This is a genomic window from Priestia sp. P5_B4 (genome assembly GCF_056400385.1).
Genome location: NZ_JBFULJ010000027.1, coordinates 1 through 26,982 on the forward strand (window position 1 = coordinate 1; position 26,982 = coordinate 26,982).

At 39.1% G+C, this 26,982-nt stretch carries 29 protein-coding genes and 2 pseudogenes; all 31 read left to right on the forward strand.

What is annotated here, in order from left to right; genetic code table 11:
* Positions 1-339, forward strand: a pseudogene (locus AC1DRF_RS05550) (hypothetical protein); the annotation flags it as partial.
* Positions 340-568: 229 nt separating this feature from the next.
* Positions 569-2,047: a stage IV sporulation protein A gene (gene spoIVA / locus AC1DRF_RS05555; protein WP_013059017.1), complete on the forward strand. Its 1,479-nt coding sequence runs from the start codon at positions 569-571 to the stop codon at positions 2,045-2,047.
* 373 nt (positions 2,048-2,420) lie between these two features.
* On the forward strand, positions 2,421-2,693 hold the full coding sequence (locus tag AC1DRF_RS05560; RefSeq protein ID WP_013059016.1) for an HU family DNA-binding protein: 273 nt from the start codon (positions 2,421-2,423) through the stop codon (positions 2,691-2,693).
* A gap of 148 nt (positions 2,694-2,841) precedes the next feature.
* Positions 2,842-3,408, forward strand: coding sequence for a GTP cyclohydrolase I FolE (folE, locus tag AC1DRF_RS05565; RefSeq protein ID WP_013059015.1), 567 nt, complete (start codon positions 2,842-2,844; stop codon positions 3,406-3,408).
* Between the two features lie 25 nt (positions 3,409-3,433).
* Positions 3,434-3,664: a trp RNA-binding attenuation protein MtrB gene (gene mtrB / locus AC1DRF_RS05570; protein ID WP_013059014.1), complete on the forward strand. Its 231-nt coding sequence runs from the start codon at positions 3,434-3,436 to the stop codon at positions 3,662-3,664.
* Positions 3,665-3,945: 281 nt separating this feature from the next.
* Entirely contained in the window at positions 3,946-4,737 is a 792-nt protein-coding gene (locus AC1DRF_RS05575; protein ID WP_244856518.1) for a heptaprenyl diphosphate synthase component 1, read from the forward strand.
* Between the two features lie 4 nt (positions 4,738-4,741).
* Complete coding sequence (menG, locus tag AC1DRF_RS05580; RefSeq protein WP_034649078.1) at positions 4,742-5,446, forward strand: demethylmenaquinone methyltransferase; 705 nt, start codon at positions 4,742-4,744, stop codon at positions 5,444-5,446.
* Positions 5,447-5,527: 81 nt separating this feature from the next.
* Positions 5,528-6,493 carry a heptaprenyl diphosphate synthase component II gene (hepT, locus tag AC1DRF_RS05585; RefSeq protein ID WP_013084891.1) on the forward strand — a complete coding sequence of 322 codons (966 nt, stop codon included), beginning with the start codon at positions 5,528-5,530 and terminating at the stop codon, positions 6,491-6,493.
* Positions 6,494-6,608: 115 nt separating this feature from the next.
* Entirely contained in the window at positions 6,609-7,058 is a 450-nt protein-coding gene (gene ndk, locus AC1DRF_RS05590) for a nucleoside-diphosphate kinase (protein ID WP_230183138.1), read from the forward strand.
* A gap of 210 nt (positions 7,059-7,268) precedes the next feature.
* A complete protein-coding gene (locus AC1DRF_RS05595; RefSeq protein ID WP_427075244.1) occupies positions 7,269-8,051 on the forward strand; it encodes a CheR family methyltransferase in 783 nt (260 codons plus the stop codon).
* A 134-nt stretch (positions 8,052-8,185) separates the two neighbouring features.
* Positions 8,186-9,358, forward strand: a complete 1,173-nt coding sequence (aroC, locus tag AC1DRF_RS05600) for a chorismate synthase (RefSeq protein ID WP_427075243.1) — start codon at positions 8,186-8,188, stop codon at positions 9,356-9,358.
* Positions 9,358-10,440 carry a 3-dehydroquinate synthase gene (gene aroB, locus AC1DRF_RS05605; RefSeq protein WP_427075242.1) on the forward strand — a complete coding sequence of 361 codons (1,083 nt, stop codon included), beginning with the start codon at positions 9,358-9,360 and terminating at the stop codon, positions 10,438-10,440. The genes aroC and aroB overlap by 1 nt, the downstream gene beginning before the upstream one ends.
* Positions 10,441-10,723: 283 nt before the next feature.
* The gene (trpE, locus tag AC1DRF_RS05610; protein WP_043976388.1) at positions 10,724-12,238 is read left to right on the forward strand and encodes an anthranilate synthase component I; all 1,515 of its coding nucleotides are present in this window, start codon (positions 10,724-10,726) and stop codon (positions 12,236-12,238) included.
* Complete coding sequence (gene trpD / locus AC1DRF_RS05615) at positions 12,231-13,256, forward strand: anthranilate phosphoribosyltransferase (protein ID WP_377572660.1); 1,026 nt, start codon at positions 12,231-12,233, stop codon at positions 13,254-13,256. The genes trpE and trpD overlap by 8 nt, the downstream gene beginning before the upstream one ends.
* The gene (gene trpC / locus AC1DRF_RS05620; protein WP_013084885.1) at positions 13,246-14,013 is read left to right on the forward strand and encodes an indole-3-glycerol phosphate synthase TrpC; all 768 of its coding nucleotides are present in this window, start codon (positions 13,246-13,248) and stop codon (positions 14,011-14,013) included. The genes trpD and trpC overlap by 11 nt, the downstream gene beginning before the upstream one ends.
* The gene (locus AC1DRF_RS05625) at positions 14,003-14,629 is read left to right on the forward strand and encodes a phosphoribosylanthranilate isomerase (protein WP_043976393.1); all 627 of its coding nucleotides are present in this window, start codon (positions 14,003-14,005) and stop codon (positions 14,627-14,629) included. The genes trpC and AC1DRF_RS05625 overlap by 11 nt, the downstream gene beginning before the upstream one ends.
* Positions 14,626-15,840, forward strand: coding sequence for a tryptophan synthase subunit beta (trpB, locus tag AC1DRF_RS05630; RefSeq protein WP_013059002.1), 1,215 nt, complete (start codon positions 14,626-14,628; stop codon positions 15,838-15,840). Before AC1DRF_RS05625 ends, trpB begins: the two co-directional genes overlap by 4 nt.
* Positions 15,827-16,642: a tryptophan synthase subunit alpha gene (gene trpA, locus AC1DRF_RS05635; RefSeq protein WP_013084883.1), complete on the forward strand. Its 816-nt coding sequence runs from the start codon at positions 15,827-15,829 to the stop codon at positions 16,640-16,642. Before trpB ends, trpA begins: the two co-directional genes overlap by 14 nt.
* Positions 16,643-16,646: 4 nt before the next feature.
* Positions 16,647-17,750: a histidinol-phosphate transaminase gene (hisC, locus tag AC1DRF_RS05640; protein WP_025750397.1), complete on the forward strand. Its 1,104-nt coding sequence runs from the start codon at positions 16,647-16,649 to the stop codon at positions 17,748-17,750.
* 72 nt (positions 17,751-17,822) lie between these two features.
* Entirely contained in the window at positions 17,823-18,923 is a 1,101-nt protein-coding gene (locus AC1DRF_RS05645) for a prephenate dehydrogenase (protein ID WP_043976398.1), read from the forward strand.
* Between the two features lie 21 nt (positions 18,924-18,944).
* The gene (gene aroA / locus AC1DRF_RS05650) at positions 18,945-20,234 is read left to right on the forward strand and encodes a 3-phosphoshikimate 1-carboxyvinyltransferase (protein WP_477740411.1); all 1,290 of its coding nucleotides are present in this window, start codon (positions 18,945-18,947) and stop codon (positions 20,232-20,234) included.
* Positions 20,235-20,487: 253 nt separating this feature from the next.
* Entirely contained in the window at positions 20,488-21,750 is a 1,263-nt protein-coding gene (locus AC1DRF_RS05655; protein ID WP_272911060.1) for a tetratricopeptide repeat protein, read from the forward strand.
* 97 nt (positions 21,751-21,847) lie between these two features.
* The gene (locus AC1DRF_RS05660; RefSeq protein ID WP_013058996.1) at positions 21,848-22,393 is read left to right on the forward strand and encodes a ReoY family proteolytic degradation factor; all 546 of its coding nucleotides are present in this window, start codon (positions 21,848-21,850) and stop codon (positions 22,391-22,393) included.
* Positions 22,394-22,510: 117 nt separating this feature from the next.
* Positions 22,511-22,969 carry a YpiF family protein gene (locus tag AC1DRF_RS05665; RefSeq protein ID WP_477740412.1) on the forward strand — a complete coding sequence of 153 codons (459 nt, stop codon included), beginning with the start codon at positions 22,511-22,513 and terminating at the stop codon, positions 22,967-22,969.
* Positions 22,970-23,173: 204 nt separating this feature from the next.
* Positions 23,174-23,674 (forward strand): QcrA and Rieske domain-containing protein, encoded by a 501-nt coding sequence (locus AC1DRF_RS05670; RefSeq protein ID WP_013058993.1) that lies wholly within the window; start codon positions 23,174-23,176, stop codon positions 23,672-23,674.
* A gap of 3 nt (positions 23,675-23,677) precedes the next feature.
* Positions 23,678-24,352, forward strand: a complete 675-nt coding sequence (gene qcrB, locus AC1DRF_RS05675) for a menaquinol-cytochrome c reductase cytochrome b subunit (protein WP_013058992.1) — start codon at positions 23,678-23,680, stop codon at positions 24,350-24,352.
* Positions 24,353-24,462: 110 nt separating this feature from the next.
* Positions 24,463-25,230: a menaquinol-cytochrome c reductase cytochrome b/c subunit gene (locus AC1DRF_RS05680; RefSeq protein ID WP_025750391.1), complete on the forward strand. Its 768-nt coding sequence runs from the start codon at positions 24,463-24,465 to the stop codon at positions 25,228-25,230.
* A 133-nt stretch (positions 25,231-25,363) separates the two neighbouring features.
* On the forward strand, positions 25,364-25,951 hold the full coding sequence (lhaT, locus tag AC1DRF_RS05685; RefSeq protein WP_427075238.1) for a lipoprotein heptaprenylglyceryl N-acetyltransferase LhaT: 588 nt from the start codon (positions 25,364-25,366) through the stop codon (positions 25,949-25,951).
* Positions 25,952-26,034: 83 nt separating this feature from the next.
* Positions 26,035-26,445 (forward strand): YlbD family protein, encoded by a 411-nt coding sequence (ylbD, locus tag AC1DRF_RS05690; protein ID WP_013058989.1) that lies wholly within the window; start codon positions 26,035-26,037, stop codon positions 26,443-26,445.
* A 5-nt stretch (positions 26,446-26,450) separates the two neighbouring features.
* Positions 26,451-26,687 carry a YlbE-like family protein gene (locus AC1DRF_RS05695; RefSeq protein ID WP_013058988.1) on the forward strand — a complete coding sequence of 79 codons (237 nt, stop codon included), beginning with the start codon at positions 26,451-26,453 and terminating at the stop codon, positions 26,685-26,687.
* A gap of 99 nt (positions 26,688-26,786) precedes the next feature.
* Positions 26,787-26,982 (forward strand): annotated as a pseudogene (locus AC1DRF_RS05700) (hypothetical protein); the annotation flags it as partial.

Consider the following 26,982-nt stretch of genomic DNA (forward strand, 5'->3'; position numbering starts at 1 on the left):
AATATATACCGTCAAAATCATAAAGGGTACGTACCGTTTAAAGAGGTCATCGCTCCCGGCGTATTCTCTATTAATTATAAAAAATTGAATATGAAAGAGCCTCCTGTCGTTACTAGCCCATATACAGGGAATAGTCTTTCTTTAATTGTTAATGGACAGGGAGATGTATTTGTAGATTATCGTCCTGATTTGTATGATGCCATTCAAAAGCATAAAAGCTCCTACAAACCTGGTGAAGATATACGAAAGCTCCTTGTGGAAAACAGTGATTTTGTACCTGCTTACTCTCTTCCTTATACAGTCAACGATAAGAATGAACCAATATTTTTAAAAAAATAAGTCATGAACCCCTTCTCCTTGAATAATATTCAGAGAGAAGGGGTTTTCTCTTTCTTGTACACCAATAATGATAATCAGAATGACTAAGTCAGCATGTGCATGAAAAAAATCATAAATTTTTCTATCAAAAGTCATATTTTAATAGGACAACGTCATAACTATATAGTGTCCTAATTTACTCTCGCAATGGATGTCATATTCCATGAACTCATAGATCGGAGGGGATCTTTTGGAAAAGGTGGATGTATTTAAAGATATCGCTGAACGTACAGGAGGCGATATATATTTAGGTGTGGTGGGAGCAGTTCGAACAGGAAAATCTACATTTATTAAAAAATTTATGGAGCTGGTGGTCCTGCCTCACATCGAGAACGAGGCAGAAAGAGCTCGCACACAAGATGAACTACCACAAAGTGCAGCTGGAAAAACGATTATGACAACTGAGCCGAAATTCGTACCGAATCAAGCAGTTAATGTTTTGGTAGATGACGGGCTAGAAGTTAACATACGGTTAGTAGATTGTGTAGGATATACGGTGCCAGGCGCTAAAGGGTACGAAGATGAAAACGGACCTCGAATGATCAATACACCTTGGTATGAAGAACCAATTCCATTTCACGAAGCGGCTGAAATTGGAACGAGAAAGGTAATTCAAGAACACTCAACGATTGGTGTCGTCATTACAACAGATGGCTCAATTGGAGATATACCTCGTCAAGATTACGTGGAAGCAGAAGAGCGCGTCATTAATGAACTAAAAGAAGTAGGCAAACCATTTATCATGGTTATTAATACCGTACAGCCATATCATCCTGATACAGAAAAGCTTCGTGCAAAGCTTAATGAAAAATATGATATTCCAGTATTAGCGATGAGTGTGGAAAGCATGCGCGATACTGATGTGATGAACGTATTAAGAGAAGCACTCTACGAGTTCCCTGTATTAGAAGTCAACGTTAATCTACCAAGCTGGGTAATGGTTTTAAAAGATAAACATTGGCTGCGTGAAAGCTATCAAGAAGCCGTTAAAGAAACGGTAAAAGATATTAAGAGGCTGAGAGACGTTGAACGGGTAGTAGAGCAATTTAGCCAGTTTGAGTTTATCGATCAGGCTCGATTAGCCGGAATTGAGATGGGGCAGGGAATTGCTGAAATTGACTTATATGCTCCAGATGACTTATACGACCAGATCTTGAAAGAAATCGTGGGAGTAGAAATTCGCGGAAGAGATCATTTGCTGCAGTTAATGCAAGATTTTGTGCATGCAAAAACCGAGTATGATCAAGTCTCTGATGCCCTTCGTATGGTTAAACAAACGGGTTATGGTGTAGCTGCACCTTCGCTTTCGGATATGAGCCTTGATGAGCCTGAAATTATTCGCCAAGGATCGCGTTTTGGAGTTCGTTTAAAAGCAGTGGCACCTTCAATACACATGATTAAAGTGGATGTAGAATCAGAATTTGCGCCGATTATCGGAACGGAGAAGCAAAGCGAAGAATTAGTTCGTTATTTGATGCAAGACTTTGAAGATGATCCGCTTTCAATTTGGAATTCAGATATATTTGGCCGCTCTCTAAGTTCAATCGTAAGAGAAGGGATTCAAGGAAAGCTGTCGCTGATGCCTGAAAATGCACGATACAAGTTAAAAGAAACGCTAGAACGGATTATTAACGAAGGATCCGGAGGTTTAATCGCGATTATTCTATAAGCATGTAACGTTAGGCTCCTCATAAAGGAGCCTCTTCTTTTTGGATAGATCATACAAAACTTTACATATATTGTGATAGATCGCGTGGTTATCCTATTCCTGCGTTATTTTCTGCTTGCTATGCCTTGTTCAATATGTTAATCTTTTAACAGAAATCGATCGATCATACTGTTTTCACTACATACATACGGCAGATGAATGAAAAACATTGAATTATTTAGTTCAATCGTTTATGATTAGGCTTGTCGATACATAGGTTATGTATAATATCCATTTGTTTTGTTAAAGAATGAGATATAACGAATTACTAGATTCCTTTTCTAACAAGGTTTTTAGTTATTATATGATCCGATTTTGGGAGGAGGTGAATGGCATGAACAAGACAGAATTAATTAATGCTGTTGCAGAAGCAAGTGAGCTTTCAAAAAAGGATGCTACAAAAGCAGTTGATGCTGTTTTCGATACAATTTTAGAAGCTTTAAAAGCTGAGGACAAAGTTCAACTTATCGGTTTTGGTAACTTCGAAGTACGTGAACGTGCTGCTCGTAAAGGACGCAATCCACAAACTGGCGAAGAAATCGAAATTCCTGCTAGCAAAGTTCCTGCATTCAAACCAGGTAAAGCTCTTAAAGATGCTGTAAAATAATATCTACATAAAATGGCTTTATTCATAGCCGTTGATGAAGAGCTTTGAAAGGTCGCACATTTGCGACCTTTCTTTTTTGCCTTTGGTATATACATATGCTAGAATTTTTTTCATAAAGTCGTAATGCAACGAATTGGAGGGCAACAACATGTCATCTGTAAATAAACCACAGATCGAACAAGCCGTGAGACTAATTTTAGAAGCAATTGGCGAAGATCCAAACCGTGAAGGATTATTAGATACACCAAAGCGAGTAGCTAAAATGTATGAGGAAGTCTTTTCCGGGTTGAATGAAGATCCAAAAGAACATTTTAAAACAGTTTTTGGAGAAGATCATGAAGAGCTAGTGCTTGTAAAAGATATTCCTTTTTACTCTATGTGTGAACATCACTTAGTTCCTTTTTATGGAAAAGCTCATGTTGCGTATATTCCAAAAGGCGGACGAGTGACCGGTTTAAGTAAGCTGGCAAGAGCAGTAGAAGCTGTTGCAAAACGTCCTCAGCTTCAGGAGAGAATTACATCTACAGTGGCGGATTCTATTGTAGAAACATTAGAGCCGCACGGGGTAATGGTAGTAGTGGAAGCAGAGCACATGTGTATGACCATGCGCGGCATTAAAAAGCCTGGAGCTATGACAATCACTTCTGCTGTACGCGGAGTGTTAGAACACGATGCAAGTTCTAGAGCTGAAGTTTTATCACTGATTAAATCATAATGTGGATGATGAAGGAGAAGAGAATATGACACAAAAAGGAACGCCTGAGTATATTGTCATTAAAGCGGTCGAAGATGGAGTTAACGTAATTGGCTTAACGCGAGGAGCAGATACGCGATTTCATCATTCAGAAAAACTAGATAAAGGCGAAGTAATGATTGCGCAGTTTACTGAGCATACATCCGCAATTAAAATTCGTGGCAAAGCCGTCATTCAGACTGTTCACGGAGAAATTGAATCCGATACGAAAAAATAAGCAGGGATTTTCCTGCTTTTATTTATATTTAAAATAAATGAATAAGAACAGGAAAAACATGGTGAAACTAAAAGCAATATCTTAAATTACTGTCTAAGAAATCCAGATGGTATGTAGATGAACGGTGTTCAAGCGGATGAGCAGCTAAATGATTTAAACCGTGAAAAAGCTTCAAAAGAATTTAAAGGATATTTTATAATGTAATTATGTTATAATTGACACTATCGATTTGGAGTTAAAAGAACTTTAAACAAATAGTGATGGAAAGGGAGACAAGGATGATGAGCGTAAAAACCATCTATGATATTGTGGCCAACATGAAAGAACAGCTTCATGTTGAATTAAGTCATCCATATGTAAAAAAATATATTCATCATCCGCGTATTGATGAAAATAGATTACTGTACATGTGTTCGTTCTTAGATACTCTCTCAATGGAAGAAGAAAAAAAGAACAGCTCTGTGCTATCTGTGATGCTCGTTCAAACCGCACTTGATACCCACGATCTAGTCTCCACTCAAAATGTTAGCGGAAATGAAGGAAAGCTGCATGAGCGGCAGCTGGTAGTTTTGGCCGGAGATTATTACAGCGGCCTGTACTATTACTATTTAGCTCAAAGCAACCAGCTGAATTTAATGAAAGTTATAGCATCTGCTATTAAAGAAATTAATATCGCTAAGATACACATTTATAACAATCGTTCTACTAATCCACACGACGTTATGAATAGTTTTTTAGCAGCAGAATCATCGTTTGTAAGATGCTTATGTGACTATTTTGAACGTGAAGAGTGGAAAGAACTTTTAAAACATGCAGCGTATTTGAACGGGATATTAAAGCAATTAAAGTCATTACAGCATAAAGAGCCTACTCTCTTGCTAAACTATTGCAAACAAATTGGTATGAATCAAGAACAAATAAAAGAATACCTTTATTCGTATACTCAACAGTCTGTAAACATTGTTAGAGGATACTTACGAAGTGAATTTGTGATGAATGAGTTTTTAAGAGAGCACTTAGATGAACTTACATCTAGCTTAGAAGTGCTGAAAAATGTCGTAGGAGAAGGATAGAGATATGCAGCAATCAAAAGAACAGCGTGTCCATGGCGTATTTGAAAAAATATACAAAAATTATGATCAAATGAATTCTGTTATTAGTTTTCAGCGTCATAAGGCATGGCGCAAAGATACGATGAAGCGAATGAATGTTCAAAAAGGAACAAAAGCTTTAGATGTTTGTTGCGGAACTGCGGATTGGACGCTAGCTATGGCTGAAGCAGTTGGAGAAACAGGAGAGGCAGTTGGCCTGGATTTTAGTCAAAATATGCTAAAGATTGGTGAAGAGAAAGTAAAAAACTCACCTTTTTCAAATATTACCTTACTACATGGCAATGCAATGGAACTTCCTTTTGAAGATAATTCATTTGACTATGTAACGATTGGATTCGGACTGCGCAACGTGCCCGATTACCTTCAAGTGTTAAAGGAAATGCAGCGCGTCGTGAAACCTGGCGGAAAAGTGGTTTGCCTTGAAACGTCTCAGCCCACGATGGTCGGCTACCGACAAATGTACTTGCTTTACTTTAAGTATATTATGCCTGCGCTTGGAAAGATGGTCGCTAAAAGCTATGATGAATATTCATGGCTTCAAGAGTCAGCAAGGGACTTTCCAGGTCAAAAGCAATTGGCTGATATGTTCCGTGAAGCCGGTTTGACAGATGTTGAAGTGAAATCTTACACAGGTGGAGTAGCAGCGATGCATCTAGGGTACAAACGATAAAAGAGAAAAAGCTTGTCCTACAGGTGCAACAGCCTGTAGGATAAGGAGTAAAGAATGAATATATAATGCAAGGTGAGTCCAATGAAACTAAAAATGATGTACGCTTTTTTGAATACGGATATTACCCTTATTGAGAAAGAACTTGAACAAACTGTTCATACCGATGAAACACTTATCACAGATGCTTCTCTTCACCTTTTACAAGCAGGGGGGAAACGAATTCGCCCTGTATTTGTTTTGTTGGCAGCTAAATTTGGGCATTACAACATCGACCAAATCAAACACGTGGCAGTAGCGCTTGAGCTGATTCACATGGCGTCTCTTGTTCATGATGATGTTATTGATGACGCTGATAAGCGACGCGGAAAACCAACAATTAAGGCAAAATGGGACAATCGTATTGCTATGTATACAGGGGATTACATCTTTGCTCGTGCGCTTGAAGTTATGAGTGAGGTTAAAGATGTGGAAGCACATAAAATTTTATCTAATACGATGGTGGAATTAACGCTCGGTGAAATTGAACAGATTAAGGACAAATACAACCTAAACCAAAACTTACGCGTGTATCTGCGTAGAATTAAACGTAAAACGGCACTGCTAATTGCTGCAAGCTGTCAGTTAGGTGCAATTGCAGCGGGAGCTCCTGAAGATATACATAAACGTTTATTTTGGTTTGGATATTACGTGGGAATGTCATTTCAAATTACCGATGACATTTTAGATTTTATCTCATCAGAAGAACAGCTTGGGAAACCAGTTGGCAGCGACTTACTGCAAGGAAATATTACGCTGCCAGTTTTGTATGCCATTGAAAATGCTGAGTTTCGAGATAAAGTAGAACAGCTTTTCGAGAGGGAATATGAGCAAGAGCTGATCAATGAAATTATTTCTGATATTAAATCTTCTAACGCCATTGAACGTTCATTTGAGATGAGCGATCGTTATCTGCAAAAAGCGATGAGCATTTTAGAAGAACTGCCGCCAAACAAGGCGAAAAAAACGCTGCATCAAATTGCGAAGTACATTGGAAAACGGAAATTTTGATTTATTTACTTTCATAAGTTGTAAACTGCTCGAAACAATGTTAATATCTTCATGAGGTGTGATTGCGCTTTCAAAACTTGTTTACATATCATGAACTTCAGGGGTGGAGAGTAAAATGATACAAAAAACGTTTTTAATGGTCAAACCAGACGGGGTACAAAGAAGCATTATTGGTGAGGTTATTTCTCGCTTTGAGAAAAAAGGTTTTCAATTAGTCGGAGCTAAGCTTATGCATATTTCGCAAGAATTAGCTGAAAAACACTACGGTGAACATAAAGAGAAACCTTTCTTCGGTGAGTTAGTGAAATTTATCACATCTGGTCCAGTTTTTGCTATGGTATGGGAAGGTGAAAACGTGATTTCAGTATCACGTCAAATGGTGGGGAAAACTAACCCTCAAGAAGCGCTTCCTGGAACTATTCGAGGTGATTATGGACTGATTGTCGATAAGAATATTATTCACGGCTCAGATTCACCAGAAAGTGCGGAGCGTGAAATCAGCTTATTCTTTGAAAGTGAAGAGCTGACTTTCTATAAAAAAGACGCAGACGCTTGGATTTACTAATTTAGATAGCGCAAGGAGACGAATGAATTTTCATTCGTCTTTTTTATTGTGTTTATACATAGGTTCTAGGCTATTGATTGCGAATATCTCTCTACATAAACATTTTCACAATGTATTCCGATATATTAATAAGAAGCTAAGCGTATATAAAGGTTTTATTTCCTTATACGTCTAACATAAACGTATAGAAATGAGAAAGGAGAGTTAAAAATGATAGATGAATACGACACGTTTGTGGAGAAAATAAAAATAAAAACAGGCATTGATTTATCACTATATAAGCAGTCTCAAATGAAACGCCGCCTCACCTCCCTGTATGAAAAAAAAGGTTTTTCTAGTTTTTTTGAATATTATCGAGCAATGAGCAGTAACAGCGAACTGCTTGAGGAGTTTTTAGATCGGATGACGATTAACGTGTCAGAGTTTTATCGTAACTATCAGCGGTGGGATATATTGGAGCAAAAAATTTTACCGGCTCTTGTAAAAGGAAAAACAGACCTGAAAGTGTGGAGCGCTGCCTGTTCAACAGGGGAAGAGCCATATACACTAGCGATGGTTTTATCAACATTTTTTCCTCTTTCGCGTATTTCTATATTAGCGACTGATTTGGATGAAAAAGTGATAGAAAAAGCAAAAATAGGCTTTTATGATGAACGTTCACTTCAGGAGATGCCTGTTTCGATGAAAAATAAGTACTTTCAACAAAGAGGAACCGGGTACTTATTAGATGAAAAAATCAAAAAAACAGTTGTTTTTCAGAAACATAACTTACTGTCAGACTCTTTTCCAAAAAACGTTGACTTGATTGTTTGTCGAAATGTGCTTATTTATTTTACAGATGAAGCAAAGCATGCTTTATATGAAAAATTTAGCAGAGCTTTAGCACCTGGCGGCATCTTATTTGTAGGTAGCACAGAACAGGTTTTTACTCCGCAAAAGTATGGATTTGAAACTGCTGATACGTTTTTTTACAGAAAAGTAAAGACCATTTAATTGAAACAACCTGAAGCGGTTTCTTAAAAGCTGAGGTGAAACTTTTTGTACATTCTTATGTTATAGTATGGTATAGTCATATTTAAAAATGGAAAAATTCTGACGAATAATACATATTAAGCGGAGGTACGATTATGCGATATTTAACAGCAGGAGAATCACATGGTCCACAATTGACTACTATTTTAGAGGGTGTTCCGGCAGGGCTTCCTTTAACAGCCGAAGACATCAATACAGATTTAGCGCGAAGACAAAAAGGTCATGGTCGCGGAAGACGTATGCAAATTGAAAAAGATCAAGCGGAAATTTTAAGCGGTGTCCGCCACGGCTATACGCTAGGATCTCCTATTACGTTAGCGGTAGAAAATAACGACTGGAAACACTGGACAAAAATTATGGGCATCGAGCCAATTTCTGAAGAAGAATCAGAAGAAGTAAAGCGCAAAATCTCAAGACCAAGACCAGGGCATGCCGATTTAAACGGCGCTATTAAATATGGTCATCGCGATATGAGAAATGTATTAGAACGTTCTTCAGCTCGCGAAACAACTGTAAGGGTAGCAGCAGGTGCAGTCGCTCGTCAAATCCTTGCTCAGTTCGGGATTTCTGTAGCTGGACATGTATTAGAAATTGGCGGCGTACAGGCAAATCCGCCTCAATACAAAAGCTTAGAGGAACTGCAAGAAGTCACTGAAGCTTCTCCAGTAAGATGTTTTGACTCAGCTGTTGAGAAGGACATGATGCAAGCAATCGATGATGCTAAGAAAAATGGCGATTCTATCGGAGGCGTAGTAGAAGTTATTATTGAAGGCGTGCCAGCAGGAGTAGGCAGCTATGTTCATTACGATCGTAAATTAGATGCGAAGATTGCTGCAGCTGTTATGAGCATTAATGCATTTAAAGGCGTTGAGTTTGGGATTGGATTTGAAGCGGCTCGCAGACCAGGAAGCGAAGTTCATGACGAAATTCTATGGGATGAAAAGAACGGGTATACCCGTAAAACAAACAACTTAGGCGGCTTTGAAGGCGGCATGACAACAGGTATGCCAGTTGTAGTACGCGGAGTAATGAAGCCTATTCCAACGCTTTACAAGCCGTTAAAAAGTGTTGATATTGAAACAAAAGAAGCCTTCGAGGCAAGCATCGAACGTTCAGACAGCTGCGCTGTGCCGGCGGCAAGCGTTGTAGCAGAAGCCGTTGTAGCTTGGGAATTGGCTGATGCGCTAATCGAACAGTTTGGACAAGACCGAATTGATTTAATTGCTGAAAATATTGAGAAAATGCGTGCACATGCGAGGGAGTTTTAATGTTGCAAATTGATATTCAAACTTTATCCAAAACATACCCTCTTTATTTAGGAAATGGATTAATTGAAAAGCTGCCTTCTATTATCGAGAGTGTAAAACCTAATCTGTCGTCCGTGTTAATCATCACCGATTCAGCTGTAGATTCATATTATGGAGAAGCGGCTGTAAAAGCCATTGAGACAAAATTTAAAGTGGCTAAATACGTAGTGCCAAGCGGTGAACATGCAAAGTCATTTCAACATTACTACGATTGTCAGACATTTGCGCTCGAACAGCAGCTTGACCGCAATGCGCTCGTTATTGCTTTTGGGGGAGGAGTAGTAGGCGATTTAGCTGGATTTGTAGCCGCTACATACATGAGAGGAATTTCTTTTATTCAAGTGCCAACGACGCTTCTTGCTCACGATAGTGCTGTAGGCGGTAAAGTAGCCATTAATCATGAGCTTGGAAAAAATATGATTGGTGCTTTTTATCAGCCTGAAGCGGTTGTTTATGATATTGATCTTCTTAAAACGCTTCCCGAAAGAGAATGGCGTTCCGGTTTTGCAGAAGTGATTAAACACGCTTTTATTCACGATGAAGCATTTTATAAATGGCTTCAGCGAAATATACAATCGCTGACTGATTTACAAGATGAAAAATTAATTTATGCTATTCAAAACGGTATTTTAGTCAAAGCATCTGTTGTAAAAGAAGATGAGACAGAAGCTGGCGTTCGCGCTCACCTGAACTTTGGACATACGCTAGGGCATGCGATCGAAGCGGAGTGCGGCTATGGACAAATCAGTCACGGAGAAGGCGTAGCGATTGGTATGCTGTTTGCTATGAAAGTCAGCAATGTTCTTGAAAAAAGTCAGTTCTCTGTGGACGACATTGCGAAATGGTTTGGAAAATTTGGCTACAAGACGTCTGTCCCAAAGCATCTTTCAGCTGAAAAACTGCTCGTAAGAATGAAAGCGGACAAGAAGTCTAAATCAAGCAATGTTCACATGGTACTGCTTGAAGGCATAGGCAAACCTTTTGTTCAACAAGTAGAAGATGAAGTGATTCTTAAACTGCTGAATGAAGAGCTTAAAGCTTAGTTTCGTCTAAAGCCAAGTAGATAGTAGTTGACAAATGGATTTGAAACGTACTACAATTGGTAACAAGTTAGTTTAGAGATTTTAGTTATGAGAAAACAATAGACAGTTTAGTTGAGATTAGGGTAGCCGAGAATGAGACAGTTGAGCAGAGTTTAGTTGAGTGAATTTTACCATTCGTATACCCAAAGGCCCATTTTTGATGTGTCTTTGGGTTTATTTATTATATCCTCTTTTATATAACCTCATCTATTCTCATTCTCCATGAAATGGAGGATTGAAAGATATGACGAACACGTATACTTCTTTTTTAGAAGACTCTACAGAGTATTTAACCATTCCAATTATAAAAAAAATATTTATMGATAGCATGACACCTGTTGATCTTTTTCAACAAGTAAAAGATGAAGCCGTATATTTGCTTGAAAGTAATGATGAATCATCACCATGGTCCAATTATTCTTTTATTGGCTTAAATCCATTTTTGTATGTTGAGGAAGAAAAAGGAACCTATCTAGCAAAAAATAAGCAGCTTCAGCCTATGCTGCAAGGAGATAGCTTTAAAGAGGTGTTTTGTAAAATTCAGCAAGAGCTGAAAGTGAAAGTACCAGACCTTGCACTTCCTTTTAAAGGAGGAGCAGTAGGGTTTATCAGCTACGACGCAGTATCGCAAATTGAAAAAGTGAACGTACATGCCCAAAATGATTTGAACATGCCTACTTTTCACTTTATCTATTGTCAAACGATGCTTGCTTACAATCATCAAACAAAAGAGCTTATGGTGATTCACTACATTCAGCTTAATGAGCAAGACAAAGAGCAGCAGAAAAAAGAAAAATACGGTGAAGCTTTAGCAGAGATCAATAGATATGTTGAAAGAATAGCGCAGACGGTGAAAGAAAAGCCAATGATGTTTGAAAGCGAGCAGCGCGAAGTTAGCTTTGAAGGCGTAACATCGTCATACCAAAAAGATAAATTTGTGCAAGATGTGGAAAAAATTAAGGAATACATTAAAAGCGGAGATGTTTTTCAAGCCGTATTGTCGCAGAGATTTCAAATTGATACGACCGTAGCTGGATTTGATATTTACAGAGTATTGCGATTAGTTAATCCGTCCCCTTATTTATTTTACGTGAAAGTAAAAGGCGTGGAGCTAATTGGAAGTTCTCCTGAGCGGTTGATTCAAATTGAAAACGGCCATTTAGAAATTCATCCGATTGCAGGAACGAGAAGACGTGGCAGGGATGCAGAAGAAGATGCGCGCTTATACGAAGACTTAATTAACGATGAAAAAGAGCGGGCAGAACACTATATGCTCGTGGATTTAGCAAGAAATGACATCGGCCGAGTTGCACAGTATGGAAGTGTCCAAACACCAGTATTAATGCAGCAGGTTAACTTTTCGCACGTCATGCACTTGATTTCTAAAGTGACAGGGCGCCTTGACGAAAAAGTACATCCCATTGATGCGCTGCTTTCTGCATTTCCAGCGGGTACCGTATCTGGCGCTCCAAAAGTGCGAGCGATGCAAATCTTAAATGAAATTGAACCAGTTGCGCGAAATGTATATGCAGGAACCGTAGCATATCTCGGATTTGATGGAAACATTGATTCGTGCATTGCGATTCGGACCATTCTTTTGAAAGACCAGACCGCTTATATCCAGGCTGGAGCAGGAGTGGTTGCTGACTCAAAACCGGAGCTTGAGTGGAAAGAAACCCGCAATAAAGCTAGCGCTTTAATCAAAACAATTCAATTAGCCCAAGACATCTACGATAAAAAGGAGGATGTATATGTTTAAAGAATTGTTAAAAAAGTGTTTGCGCGGTGAGTCACTTTCAGCGGAAGAAGCAGAAAAAATTATGAATGATATTATGAACGGTAAAGTCCCGGCAGCTCAAATTGCTAGCGTGCTAACCATCTTAACGTATCGAGGAGAAACCGTCGATGAAATTGTTGGTTTTGTCCGAGGTATGAAAAATAATATGAATGCTATTTCTCTAGAAGAATTAAACGTAGTAGATACATGCGGTACCGGAGGAGACGGGGCCTCTACGTTTAATATCTCAACGGCTAGTGCGATTGTGGCATCTGCTGCGGGAGTAAAGGTTGCGAAACATGGGAACCGAGCCGTATCTTCTAAAAGCGGAAGTGCCGACGTGTTAGAACATCTGGATATATGGATTCAAGGAAATGAAAAAGAAGTGAAAAATGCGGTGGCTGACCTCAATATGTCCTTTTTATTTGCGCCGCTTTATCACCCTGCTATGAAACATGTTGCTGCTACTCGAAAGGAATTAGGATTTAGAACGGTTTTTAATGCATTAGGTCCATTAGCAAACCCTACTAACTGCACAAAGCAAGTAATTGGCGTTTATTCCATTGAGCTTGCACGAAAATTAGCAGAAGCGCTTGTTGTACTGGGAGCTAACCACGTCCTTCTGGTTGCGGGCAGAGACGGTTTAGATGAAATCAGTGCCACGGATGTAACGGATGTTGTAGAAGTACAGGGCAATGTCATTACAGAATATGCGCTTGCACCAGAGGATGTACACTTACAGAGAGGGAAGCTTGAAGACTTAGTGGTAGAAGATGCGAAATCGAGTGCCGAGCTTATTGAATCGCTATTTTTAAATAAAAGCAATGTAACTGCTAAAAACGCAGTCGTATTAAACTCTGCTGCAGCTATTTACGTTAGCGGAAATGTTTCTACTTTTGAAGAAGGAGTAGCTGTAGCTTTAGAAACAATTGAATCAGGTGCTGCATACACACAATTACAACGATTGAAATCGAAAAAGGTGGTTGAACATGCTCAATAAAATTATTGAAACAAAAAAAGAAGAAATTCAAAACTTACAGTTACCCGAACAGCAAAATGTTGCAAAACGATCATTTTTAGACGCTTTATCAAATCCGAATCGAGAGCTGGCTCTTATTGCAGAAGTGAAAAAAGCTTCTCCTTCCAAAGGATTAATAAAAGAGAATTTTCAGCCTGTGGAAATTGCTAAAGCCTACGAGAAAGGGAAAGCAGATGCTTTGTCTGTGTTAACAGATCAGCACTATTTTCAAGGGAATCGAACGTTTTTAAGTGACATTAAACAGCATGTCTCTATCCCTGTGCTTCGCAAGGATTTCATCATTGATTCCATTCAAGTGGAAGAAAGTGCAAGAATCGGTGCTGACGCTATTTTACTCATTGGAGAAGCACTTGAACCATTAAAATTGCAAGAGCTTTATCTTCAAGCTGCTGAAAAAGAGTTAGATTGTTTAGTAGAAGTGCATTCTTTAGAAACGCTTGAAAAGCTGCTAGCTGTATTTACCCCGAAGATTATTGGCATTAATAATCGAAACCTTCACACGTTTGAAACCAGCGTGCAGCAGACCAAAGAAATCGCCAAGCATGTTCCGAAAAATCAGCTGTTAGTGAGTGAAAGCGGAATTTACTTATACGATGATGTTTCCTACGTAAAAGAAGCGGGAGCAAAAGCTATTTTAGTAGGGGAATCGCTTATGAGGCAGGATAATCAAACCAAAGCGATTGAAAAGCTGTTTGGGGAAAGTGAATATGCTCATTAAGTACTGTGGTATTCGATCAAAACAAGATATAGCTTTAATTGAAAAGTCGGCTGCTACTCACATTGGCTTTATTTTCTATCCTAGAAGTAAACGATATGTAAAGCCTGAACGAGTAAATGAGTTTGTAACGGATGAAATAAAAAAACAAGTCTCGCTAGTAGGGGTATTTGTTAATACACCGGTAGATCAAATAATTGAAATTGCCTCCGTAACAAATTTAGATGTAATTCAGTGCCACGGGCAAGAAACAGCTGCGGACGTACGTCGGTTAAAGCAGCGTGGATATGAAGTGTGGAAAGCGCTCCCTCACAATAAAGAAACGGTGCAGCAAATGCATGTATATGAAGAGGCTGACGGGTATGTAATTGATAGCAAGGTTAAAGAACAATTTGGAGGAACGGGCGTCGCTTTTGATTGGAGTTTCGTTCCTCAGTATGAATCAGCTGCCCAAAGGTTAGGTAAAAAATGCTTTATTGCTGGAGGAATCAATGCTTGTAACATTGAAAACTTGTTACCCTACAAGCCTGGGGCGATTGATATTTCTGGCGGTATTGAAACAAATGGAACGAAGGACTATACAAAAATTATAGAGATTGAAAGGAAGATCATACTATGACATACAATCATCCTGATGAATTTGGCCGCTTTGGTGAATTTGGCGGAAAATACGTACCTGAAACATTAATGAAGCCACTTGAAGAAGTAGAAGCAGCTTTGAATCAAGCAATGAAAGATCCGGCATTTAAAGATGAGTATCTATCCTTACTTGTTAACTACTCTGGGCGACCAACGGCTTTAACATATGCTGATAATATTACCGAAACGCTCGGCGGGGCAAAAATTTATTTAAAACGTGAAGACTTAAATCATACGGGTGCTCACAAAATCAATAATGCCATTGGACAGATTTTACTTGCTAAACGTATGGGAAAAACAAAAATTATTGCTGAAACAGGAGCGGGTCAGCATGGGGTAGCCACAGCTACAGTAGCTGCAAAGTTCGGAATGGAATGTAAAGTATTCATGGGAGAAGAAGATATTGAACGTCAGGCATTGAACGTCTTTCGCATGAAGCTTCTAGGAGCGGAAGTCATTCCTGCAACTTCTGGAACAAAAACGCTAAAAGATGCAACAAATGAAGCGATTCGCTATTGGGTTCAACATTGTGAAGATCATTTTTACTTAATTGGTTCGGCTATTGGACCGCACCCTTATCCTAAAATGGTTCGAGATTTCCAAAAAATTATTGGAGAAGAAGCAAAAGAACAGTTTACAGCGGTAGAAGGCAAACTTCCGAATGCTGTCGTGGCATGCGTCGGAGGCGGCAGTAATGCAATCGGAATGTTTTATGATTTTATTAAAGAAGAAAATGTACGCTTGATCGGCGTAGAAGCAGGAGGGAAAGGACTAAATACAGCCCTCCATGCTGCTAAAATGGCTAAAGGCACAAAAGGTGTTATTCACGGAACGCTCACGTATTTACTTCAAGATGAAAATGGTCAGATTACAGAGCCTTATTCTATTTCAGCAGGTTTGGATTATCCAGGTATCGGTCCAGAGCATTCTCACCTTTCATCTATTGGACGAGTAGAATATGAAAGTGTAACGGATGATGAGTCAATCGAAGCTCTTCAGCTGCTGGCGAAAACAGAGGGAATCATCCCGGCTATTGAGTCCGCCCATGCGCTGGCAAAAGCATTTGAACTGGCTAAAAGCATGACGAAAGAAGAAACCATTTTAATTTGCTTGTCAGGTCGAGGAGATAAGGACGTTCATACATTAGTAAACTTGCTAGAAGGGAAGGAAGAAGAACATGAATACGTTTGAAGCGAGACTACCTAAACATGAAACATTGTTTATTCCATTTATTACAGCAGGAGATCCTCATGAAGATGCAACGGTGGAAATTGCTTTGTCTTTGCAAAAGCAAGGTGCTTCTATTTTAGAACTAGGCGTACCATATTCTGACCCTTTAGCAGATGGTCCAATTATTCAAGAGGCATCTAAAAGAGCTTTATCTGGCGGCATGTCTATTTCAAAAGCCATTAAGCTTGTATCGGTGATGAGAAAAAAAGGTGTGAAAATACCGGTAATTCTCTTTACCTATTTTAATCCTGTGTTACAATTAGGTTTAGAATCCTTTTTCGCGTTAATGCGAGAAAATGAAATAGATGGAGTGCTAATTCCGGATTTACCGTACGAAGAGAGTGGCCGTATCCGAGAGCTTGCCGCTGAAAATGAAGTTGCGTACATTTCAATGGTTGCTCCTACATCTAAAGAGCGTATCCAAAAAATCGCTGCAGATGCAACAGGCTTCTTATACTGCGTATCGTCTTTAGGCGTTACTGGGGTTCGCTCTACGTTGCCAGCTGATATTGGCACCTTTTTAGAAGATGTGAAAGCAGCAGCTTCTATACCGGTTGCCGTCGGTTTTGGGATTTCAACAAGTGAACAAGTAGAGGTGTTAAAGGAACATAGCGACGGCATTGTAATTGGAAGTGCAATTGTTAATAAAATTGGCCAGCTTGAACAAGTTCTTTTAAATAAGGATACACGCCGGGACGGATTAAATCAAATTGAGGAGTATGTTGCATCCATCGTTTCGCCTATACAAAAATGCGAGGTGTAACACGTTGAAGGTAAAAGAACAATTACTAACTTTATCTCCATATAAACCAGGTAAGCCAATTGAAGAAGTAAAGCGTGAATTTAATTTAGATCGCGTTGTAAAATTAGCATCTAATGAAAATCCTTACGGCAGTTCTGCTTTAGTAAAAGAGGCGATTGCTGCAGAAATCGAAAATATGGCGCTTTATCCAGACGGCTATGCAGCTGAACTGCGTGCAGCAGTAGCAAAGCACGTAGGCGTAGAGCAAGATCAGCTGATTTTTGGAAATGGGTCTGATGAAGTCATTCAAATTATTTGCCGAGCTTTGCTATCGGCTGATACAAATACTGTCATGCCGACGCCGTCATTTCCTCAATATAAGCACAATGCCGTAATTGAAGGTGCAGAAATTCGTGAAGTACCGCTGCGCGGCGGAGATCATGATTTAGATGCTATGCTTCGTGCAATTGATGAAAATACGACAATTGTGTGGGTATGCAGTCCTAATAACCCAACGGGAACGTATGTGAAGGGCGATGAGTTAATTTCTTTTATGAAACAAGTTCCTAAGCATACATTAATCGTTATGGATGAAGCCTATTTTGAGTATGCAGCAGATCAAGCCGACTATCCGGATACGGTAGAGTTTTTGAATGAATACGAAAACTTAATTGTACTTCGCACATTTTCAAAAGCATACGGCTTAGCTTCTTTGCGCATTGGTTACGGTATTGCAAACGAATCATTGCTACAAAAAATTGAGCCGGCTCGTGAACCTTTTAATACAAGCCGCATGGCTCAAAAAGCAGCAATTGTTGCTCTTGAAGACCAAGCGTTCATTGAAGAGTGTAAAAAGAAAAATGAAGAAGGTTTGCAGCAATACTATGCTTTCTGTGATAAGAATGGCTTAAACTATTATCCGTCTTTCACTAATTTTGTTCTAATCGATTTTGGTCGTCAAGGCGATGAAGTGTTTCAATTTTTATTGCAACGCGGATTTATTGTTCGTTCAGGGAATGCATTAGGCTTCCCAACTTCCGTTCGTATTACAGTGGGAACAAAAGAACAAAATGAACAAATTATTGAATTGCTTCAGCAGTTTGTTAACCAAGCAGCAGCGAAAGCTTAATACCTAATATAGTAAAAGATGAGAGTGTGATTTCACACTCTCATCTTCATATGTACAATGAGGTGAAGGAAAGTGAAAGAAAATGTTTTTGTTATAGGTTTGGGGTTAATTGGAGGATCGCTGGCACTTAATATAAAAAAGACGCATCATCATCTTGATGTAATAGGTTTTGACATTAATCAAGAGCAGCTGGAGCTTGCCAAAACCCTAGGTGTAATTGACCAAGCGGCTTCTTCTTTACAACAAGGCGCGGAGCAAGCGGATTATATTGTTATTGCCATTCCGGTCACTCAAGCAGCGGAAGTGCTAAAACAGTTAGAACATTTTACGCTTAAACAGTCTGTTATCGTCACAGACGTAGGAAGTACAAAAGAAGAGGTCGTGAAAACAGCGGAAGCTCTTATTGCTAAAGGTATTGAGTTTATCGGCGGTCACCCAATGGCGGGGTCTCATAAAAGCGGAGTAGCTGCTTCTAAAGCTCATTTGTTTGAAAATGCAATGTATGTATTAACACCTTCATCTTCTACTTCTTCGGAGGCTTTAGGCAGTTTAAAGGAATTGCTAAGTGGTACAAAAGCTAAAATTATTGTGATGTCACCAAAAGAACATGATAAATTAGCGGGTGTCATCAGCCATTTTCCTCATATTATTGCTGCAAGCCTTGTTCATCAAGCAGAATATTACCAACAAGACAACCAGCTAGTTTCGCAGCTTGCAGCTGGAGGGTTTCGTGATATTACACGTATTGCTTCAAGCAGTCCAGCGATGTGGAGAGATATCTTGCTTCATAACCAGGATGCGCTTCTTTCAATGTTTGACCACTGGCTTGAAGAAATGAACGACGTGCGAAATATGATCGAACGAAAAGACGCGAACGATATCTATACATATTTTTCACAAGCAAAACAATTTAGAGATCAGCTTCCTGTACGAACCAAAGGAGCGATTCCATCCTTTTATGATCTCTATGTGGATGTTCCTGACTATCCGGGGATTATTTCAGAAGTAACGGGTTATTTAGCAGAAGATGAAATCAGTATTACAAACATTCGAATTTTAGAAACACGAGAAGACATATACGGAGTATTACGTTTGAGCTTTCAAACAGAGGAAGATAGAAAGCGGGCAAGAGCGTGTCTCCATCAGCATCAATATCAGACGTTTATTTCTTAATGTACGAAAGGTGTGAATGAAATGAGTGGAAAACAATTAAAAACTAATCTTTCATCTCTCCAAGGAGAAATTTCTATTCCTGGAGATAAATCGATTTCTCACAGAGCTGTGATGTTCGGAGCGATGGCAGAAGGGAAAACAACGATTAATCATTTTTTAGCGGGGGAAGATTGCTTAAGTACGATTTCGTGTTTTGAAAAGATGGGCGTATCGATTAAAAGAGAAGACGAGTATGTCGAAGTGGAAGGTAAAGGTATCGAAGGGTTAAGTGAACCTGCTTCCATCTTAGATGTAGGAAATTCAGGAACGACTACTCGTTTAATGCTTGGGATTCTTGCAGGTGTGCCATTTCATACGTCTCTAATTGGAGATGAGTCGATTGCCAAGCGTCCTATGAGTCGCGTTACGGTGCCCCTGCGCTCTATGGGTGCAAAGATTGATGGGCGTGAGCACGGCCAATATACGCCTTTATCCACTCGAGGAGGAGCTTTAAAAGCAATTCATTACCATTCTCCTGTAGCAAGTRCACAAGTAAAATCAGCGATTTTACTAGCGGGACTTCATGCGGAAGGCACAACAAAAGTAACCGAGCCTTTTACATCACGGGACCATACAGAGCGTATGCTTCGCGCCTTTGGAGTAGACGTAGAGGTAGATGGAACGACTGTAAGCATTGAAGGAGGACAATCTCTGCGCGGAACGGATGTATACGTACCTGGTGACATTTCTTCAGCTGCGTTCTTTCTTGTTGCAGGAGCCATTGTTCCAAACAGCCGAATCGTTTTGAAAAACGTCGGACTCAATCCTACAAGAACAGGTATTATTGATGTGCTTCAGCAAATGGGTGCACGCCTTACAATTTCTAATGAACGTATTCAAAATGGAGAGCCTATTGGCGATTTGACGATTGAAACGTCTCAGTTGAAAGGGATTGAAATTGGGGGGGATTTAATTCCTCGTTTAATTGATGAAATTCCAGTGATCGCTCTTTTGGCGACTCAGGCGAATGGGAAAACAGTTATTAAAGATGCCGAAGAATTAAAAGTAAAAGAAACGAACCGTATCGATACGGTTGCAACGGAGTTAAGCAAGCTAGGTGCCTCTGTTATTCCAACAGCTGATGGCCTCATCATTGAAGGCAAGACGGCTCTAAAAAGCGGTGAAGTAGACAGCTATGGAGATCATCGAATTGGAATGATGCTTGCGGTCGCAGCAGCCATTGCAACGGGAGAGGTAACACTAATGAGAAGTGAAGCTATTCACGTCTCCTATCCTACTTTCTTTGAAGATCTTGATAAACTAAGCGAATAAGAAAGAGGCTGGAACAAGCGCATTTTGGTTGAAGGAAAATCCGAACGATGAATTGATATTCTTGATAGAGAATCAAACTCGTTCGGATTTTCATTCGAATAATGTAAGCGCATTCAAATTGATTTGTTGAACAAACGCTCAAACTATTTTATCATGGTGTATAGAAGCAAGTGTTCTTGCTTCGGTTTGGAAAAAATAGAAAATTAATTCGTTTTATTTGTATATAAAAAGTGAATGTAATAATAAAGGAGAATTGTGTGTGAAAGAACTAGACCGCGCGATAGGTTACGTAGAATCCAATGAAATTGAAAAAGGTCTTGCCCTTATTCATGAATTGAAAGATAAAGCTACAGACGAAGAAAAATTTTTAATGGCTGAACAGCTTCAAGAGTGGGGACTAGTAAATGATGCGCTGCCTTTAATAGACGAGCTCATCGCTAAATACCCAGAAGAAGGCGAGCTGTATTTATTAAAAGCTGAAATGCTTATCGATTTAGAAGAAGAAGAAGAAGCGATTCATATTTTAAATCAAATTAGCAGCGAAGATGATAACTACGTGCCAGCTCTGCTTCTTGTAGCTGACTTATATCAAATGCAAGGCCTTAGTGAAGTAAGTGAGCAAAAGTTAATGGAAGCGAAAAAAATGCTTCCAAATGAGCCGGTTATAGATTTTGGGCTCGGTGAATTTTACAGCAGTCAAGGAATTTATCAAAAGGCGATTCCTTTTTATCAAACGCTGCTAAAAACAGAAAAAGAATTTAACGGCACGGATCTTCGTCAGCGATTAGCTGAAAGTTTAGCAGGTATCGGTCAGTTTGAAGAAGCGCTTCCTTACTTTGATCAAGCGCTAAAAGATAAGCTTGAGATTAACACACTATTTGAATATGCGATTTCAGCGTATCAAGCAGGTCATTATCAGACCGCTATTGAAAAGTTCACAGAACTAAAAGAGCTAGACCGTGAGTACCATTCTCTTTATTTATATTTAGCAAAATCATATGAACATGAAGAGATGCTAGAAGAGGCTGCGGTGGCTGTTAACGAAGGTATTGCGCAGGATGAATTTCAAAAAGAACTTTACTTTTTTAAAGGGAAGATAGCATTAAAGCGCGGTCTAGAAGAAGACGCTGAATCGGCATTTCAACAAGCGATTGCACTAGATCCAGGGTATATTGAAGCCATTTTAACTCTCTCTAAACTTTATATGAGTCAAGAGAGATATGAAGATGTAGTAGAGAATATAGAGCACGCCAAAGAATATAATGAGCATGACCCTCATTTTGAATGGGATTTAGCAAAAGCTCACCAAGAATTAGAAAATTATGAAGAAGCGCTAAAATACTACGAATCTGCATACACTGTTTTTAAAGAAGAGTATGCGTTTTTAGAAGAGTATGGCTACTTCTTATTAGAAGAAGGACAGCGCTCGAAAGCGAAGGGGATTTTCCAAGCCTTATTAGCAATGGATCCAACAGTAGATGAAATTCAAGACATATTATTTCAATTAGAAGAATAAATAATAGTTCAGAGGATTTTATTGCTGCCGTGTGGAATAAATAACTGTAAAAGGTGTTTTAACTGAGAGTTTAAACACAGAGGAGGGAAGTGAGAATATGACGACCCCTGTTACTGTCAACGAGAAAAAAGAATTTGTTCGCTGGTTTTTAACGAATTATCAGCTGAAGCGAAGAGAATGTGTATGGATTTTAAATTATTTGATGAGCCATGATCAATTGATGAAACGAGTTCACTTCGTTGAGCAAGCACAGTTTTGTCCTCGCGGGATGGTGATGTCTACGCACTGTGTGGAAGACCCTCCATTTCGTTTTTATAAAGAAAATATCATGACAACCGATGCAGAAAAATCATTTCATGATATTCGTTTGAATCGAGAAGAAGACATTTATATTCAATTAAACTTCCGATCGTTGTATTCATCGCCTCAATATGTGGCTGTACTGGAAGACAATCCGTATATGCCAAAAGCTAATCAAACAAATGAAAAAGACAGAGTATTAGCTGAGCAAATATTGGAAGAATCTATTCAGAAGTTTCAGCGATCAAAAATCATGGAACTAATTGATAAAGCATTAGATGAAAACGATAAAGAGGAATTTCAGCGCTTAAGCGAATATTTAAATAACCATTATGTACAGTAGATAACTGAGGGATTGGCTAGCTTCTTAGAAAAAGGTCAATCTCTTTTTTTATCTCCTTATTCATTTTGGAAAATAAATAAGACAAGCTTTAGCGGGCTTGCTGAGAGGAGAAGGAAGTTGAAGCTTCAGGCCAAGGAAATGGATGTGTACTTACAATCCAAAAGTTATGTTGATACTGTATTGGTTCCACTCATTCCGATTGATTTCGGAGAAGATTTAAAGCTTACTGCATCTATGAGTGAATATACGACTGCTCTTACTGAAGAGTTAGAGAGGCAATTTAAAGGAAGAGTGATTTTAACACCTAGTTTTACATACTTAAAAAAAGATGGAGTAGCTGCTGTTTATGAAACATTACTTCGTTGGAATGAGCATATAAATGACAATGAAGTCAAACATCTTTTTGTGCTTACTAGCGACCGAGACTGGCTGCAGTTTGAAAAAGAAATAGGGGCGTACTGCATTTGGATACCTGCTTTACCGCTTGAGCATATAGATGAGTCGCATAAGTATACGCTCATACATGAACAAGTTCAACAGCTCTTACCGATTTTTGTAGAGAGATGGAGTGTTTAAAAAGACTGTAGAATAAGCAATGGAAGCGCAAACAAAACAATGACAAAAAATTTAGAAAAATAAAGGTTATTTCCATGTTTTAGGTTTTTATTGTATTGACCTTCCAGAAATATTAATATATCATGATTATGTCCTAGTTTAATAGAATGGTCCATCATGTGTCCAAAATTCTCTGGACTGAACTTTTTTAAAGGGGGGAAAAGCATGGGTGATCGGGTATCAAGACGACAGTTTTTAAACTATACGCTCACTGGTGTAGGGGGATTCATGGCTGCTGGAATGTTAATGCCAATGGTGCGCTTTGCAGTAGATCCAATTTTAGAAAAAGAAGCGGGTCAGGATTTAGTAGCTGTGGCGCAGGTTAAAGACATTACAAAAGAGCCGAAACGTGTCGATTTTAAAATCAAGCAAGTGGATGCGTGGCATAAATCAGAAGAGCCAAGATCGGCTTGGGTGTACAAAACTGATAAAGGTGAAATCGTCGCGCTGTCACCAATTTGTAAGCATTTAGGCTGTACGGTTAACTGGGCTGGTGACAAAAACTATCCACACCGTTTCTACTGTCCTTGTCATGGGGGAATGTATGAAAAAAGCGGTAAAAATGTACCGGGGACACCACCGATGGGACCGTTAGATGTATACGTTCAAAAAGTAAAAGGCGGTACGTTATATCTAGGAAAAGCCAAACCACAAGGAGGGGCATAGAAAATGTTGAATAAAATCTATGACTGGGTGGATGAACGGCTAGATATTACTCCTTTATGGCGAGATGTGGCCGATCATGAAGTGCCAGAGCACGTAAATCCTGCACATCACTTTTCAGCATTTGTGTATTGTTTTGGTGGATTAACGTTTTTTGTTACCGTTATTCAAATTTTATCAGGCATGTTTTTAACCATGTATTATGTACCAGATATAAAAAATGCATGGGAATCCGTTTATTATCTGCAAAATGAAGTCGCTTTCGGACAAATTGTTCGAGGTATGCATCACTGGGGAGCAAGTTTGGTTATCGTCATGATGTTTTTACATACACTTCGTGTTTTCTTCCAAGGAGCATACAAAAAACCCCGCGAGTTAAACTGGATTGTGGGTGTGTTAATTTTCTTTGTTATGTTAGGTTTAGGTTTTACAGGTTATTTGTTGCCGTGGGATATGAAAGCGCTCTTTGCAACGAAAGTAGGTTTGCAAATTGCTGAATCCACACCAATTATAGGCCAGCAAGTGAAGACATTACTCTCAGGACATCCAGACATCGTTGGTGCTCAAACACTAACTCGCTTTTTCGCCATTCACGTATTCTTTTTACCCGGAGCCCTACTTGGCTTAATGGGTGCCCACTTCTTAATGATTCGTAAACAAGGAATTTCAGGACCACTATAAAATTTTATACGCTTTATTCAAGTATTCAATCACACTAGTCATCATATGCATCAAGCACATACTCCGTTGTTAGTACTTTCACTAGAACAGTGAGAAAAAGGAGGGAGAACATGCATCGTGGTAAAGGGATGAAGTTTGTTGGAGATTCACGTGTTCCTGCAGAACGAAAACCCAATATTCCAAAAGATTACTCTGAATTTCCAGGGAAAACAGAAGCATTCTGGCCAAACTTTTTACTAAAAGAATGGATGGTAGGGGCAGTTTTTTTAATCGGTTATCTRTGTTTAACCATCGCTCATCCATCTCCTCTTGAACGTATTGCCGATCCGACTGATACGGGGTACTTGCCTCTTCCTGACTGGTATTTTTTGTTCCTATATCAGTTGCTTAAATATTCATTTGCTTCTGGTCCATATAATATTATAGGTGCATTTATTATTCCAGGGATTGCATTTGGCGCATTAATGCTTGCTCCGTTCATTGATCGAGGACCAGAAAGAAGACCAGCTAAGAGGCCGTTTGCAACAGGATTCATGCTTTTGGCTATAGCAGCAGTCTATTTCCTAACGTGGCAGTCAGCGACACAGGTGGATTGGAAAGCGCGTGAAGAGCAAGGGAAAATTAGAGAAGAAGTAGCGATTGACAAAAATTCAGAAGGCTACAAAATCATGCAAGAGCAAACGTGCTTGACCTGTCATGGTGATAACTTACAGGGAGGCCCTGCGGCTCCGGCTTTAACAGGAATTGATTTATCTCCTGAAGAAATCGCCAATATTGCAAAAAATGGTAGAGGTAATATGCCAAAAGGTGTTTTCAAAGGTTCAGATAAAGAATTGAAAACGCTCTCGGAGTTTGTCGGCAACTTAGGAAAAGAATAGTGAAAACCAGCCAAAGGGCTGGTTTTTTTGAATTTATTTAATGTAGTGTTTCACATCAAGGAGATAGGTGCTTGCTATTGTTCAAAAACTGTACATAATAAAGAAGAGATTAAATGTAAAGGAGACTTTCTAAATGGCTTGGTTATGGTATACCTTAAAAGATAAGCGTTTTTTAACGCTTTTGCTGATTGTGAATATACTAGGAACAATGTATGGATATATTTGGTATGGGAGTCAATTAGCGGAAACACCTAAGAAGTTTTTATTATTTGTGCCTGATAGTCCAACGGCAAGCTTGTTTTTTGTTATTGTACTTATCGGTCTTTTACTTGGAAAGCATTTTTCACTGTTTGAAGCTTTGGCCATGATCACGCTGTTTAAATACGGGATTTGGGCCGTCGTAATGAATGTATTGGTCTATGTGTTAACAGGATACATCGATTGGATGATGCTTATGTTAATGGCTTCTCATGCAGCAATGGCTTTTCAAGGGCTTTTATACGTGCCGTTTTACCGGATTAAATTATGGCATTTAGCTGTTGCCGCTGTATGGGCCGTACATAATGATATCATTGATTACGTTTTTTCTATGATGCCAAGATACAGCATGCTCAATGCATATATGTCTGAAATTGGTTATTTTACATTTTGGCTAAGCATTTTATCTATTTTCATTACATACTGGTTCACAGTTCGTGCTTCTTCAAAAAAACAGCTATAAAAATTTTTTTGAAATAGGTGCACGAAACGAGCTCTCTTTTTCTAAGATATAGTAGGCTATATTTAAGTATGAGGTGAGTGACTGTGAAGGAAACCAAACGAGAGCTTCATCCGTCCGTTGTGGAATTTAAACAATTTGTAAAATCACATCCAAAATTAGTAGAACAGGTTCGAAAGCAGCAAAAAACGTGGAAAGAGCTTTATGAAGATTGGTATTTATTCGGTGCAGAAGATCCAATGTGGGAGGCATATCGTTCAGAAGAAAGTGCAAAGGCTGAACCAGCTGCTGCAACAGAGGAGAAAAAAGATATTATGGGTACAATTGTATCCTCGCTGAAAAACATGGACTTGAATCAAATGCAAAATCATATCACAAATGTAAATTCAGCTATTTCGAATATTCAACAAGTACTGCAGCAATTTCAACCATCTAAGCCATCCGGTGGAGGAGCAGCTTCCGGGCCAGGGAATCCATTTGGCTTTAGGAAAGATTAAACGCAATGAGAAAAGATATATACGAGTATATGCAGTCTCGTCCTAAACTCAACGACTTTGTTCGTGAACAGCCAATGTGGTACCGGCGTTTATCTAGAAATCCTGAAGAACTGGAGAAATTTGAATTAGAATCCAAGCACTACTACAAACAAACGATTCCTCATAAAGTCGAAAAGTTTTCGAATTCGATTCAAATGGCAAACATGATGTTTCATATGTTTCAGTCCATGAAAAATCAATGATCTCTGCATACATAGCGATGCAGAGATTTTTGCACGTCATGAGTAAAAACAAAGAGTTTGTAAACACTATGGAGAAACGAATGATAAAGGAATGGTATTATGCGCTTACTATTAACGACGGCCTTATGTGTAGTTTCTCTGCTAGGATGCAACCATGATAAACCAAAACCTGAAACTAAAATTTCCTCTCAGCCGCGGGCAGCTGAAACGTTTGGTGCAATGAATACAAAACCTTCACTGATGGTACACCAGCATGTGAAAGGACAGAATGTATACGTCGAATGTATTCTAAGCC

Coding starts and splice junctions, on each gene's coding strand:
- trpD (WP_377572660.1), top strand. CDS start 12,231: ATGTTTAAAGAATTGTTAAAAAAGTGTTTGCGCGGTGAGTCACTTTCA.
- qcrB (WP_013058992.1), top strand. CDS start 23,678: ATGTTGAATAAAATCTATGACTGGGTGGATGAACGGCTAGATATTACT.
- folE (WP_013059015.1), top strand. CDS start 2,842: ATGTCATCTGTAAATAAACCACAGATCGAACAAGCCGTGAGACTAATT.
- mtrB (WP_013059014.1), top strand. CDS start 3,434: ATGACACAAAAAGGAACGCCTGAGTATATTGTCATTAAAGCGGTCGAA.
- lhaT (WP_427075238.1), top strand. CDS start 25,364: ATGGCTTGGTTATGGTATACCTTAAAAGATAAGCGTTTTTTAACGCTT.
- AC1DRF_RS05695 (WP_013058988.1), top strand. CDS start 26,451: ATGAGAAAAGATATATACGAGTATATGCAGTCTCGTCCTAAACTCAAC.
- AC1DRF_RS05660 (WP_013058996.1), top strand. CDS start 21,848: ATGACGACCCCTGTTACTGTCAACGAGAAAAAAGAATTTGTTCGCTGG.
- AC1DRF_RS05575 (WP_244856518.1), top strand. CDS start 3,946: ATGAGCGTAAAAACCATCTATGATATTGTGGCCAACATGAAAGAACAG.
- AC1DRF_RS05670 (WP_013058993.1), top strand. CDS start 23,174: ATGGGTGATCGGGTATCAAGACGACAGTTTTTAAACTATACGCTCACT.
- AC1DRF_RS05595 (WP_427075244.1), top strand. CDS start 7,269: ATGATAGATGAATACGACACGTTTGTGGAGAAAATAAAAATAAAAACA.
- ndk (WP_230183138.1), top strand. CDS start 6,609: ATGATACAAAAAACGTTTTTAATGGTCAAACCAGACGGGGTACAAAGA.
- menG (WP_034649078.1), top strand. CDS start 4,742: ATGCAGCAATCAAAAGAACAGCGTGTCCATGGCGTATTTGAAAAAATA.
- hepT (WP_013084891.1), top strand. CDS start 5,528: ATGAAACTAAAAATGATGTACGCTTTTTTGAATACGGATATTACCCTT.
- AC1DRF_RS05560 (WP_013059016.1), top strand. CDS start 2,421: ATGAACAAGACAGAATTAATTAATGCTGTTGCAGAAGCAAGTGAGCTT.
- trpB (WP_013059002.1), top strand. CDS start 14,626: ATGACATACAATCATCCTGATGAATTTGGCCGCTTTGGTGAATTTGGC.
- trpC (WP_013084885.1), top strand. CDS start 13,246: ATGCTCAATAAAATTATTGAAACAAAAAAAGAAGAAATTCAAAACTTA.
- trpA (WP_013084883.1), top strand. CDS start 15,827: ATGAATACGTTTGAAGCGAGACTACCTAAACATGAAACATTGTTTATT.
- aroB (WP_427075242.1), top strand. CDS start 9,358: ATGTTGCAAATTGATATTCAAACTTTATCCAAAACATACCCTCTTTAT.
- aroC (WP_427075243.1), top strand. CDS start 8,186: ATGCGATATTTAACAGCAGGAGAATCACATGGTCCACAATTGACTACT.
- AC1DRF_RS05625 (WP_043976393.1), top strand. CDS start 14,003: ATGCTCATTAAGTACTGTGGTATTCGATCAAAACAAGATATAGCTTTA.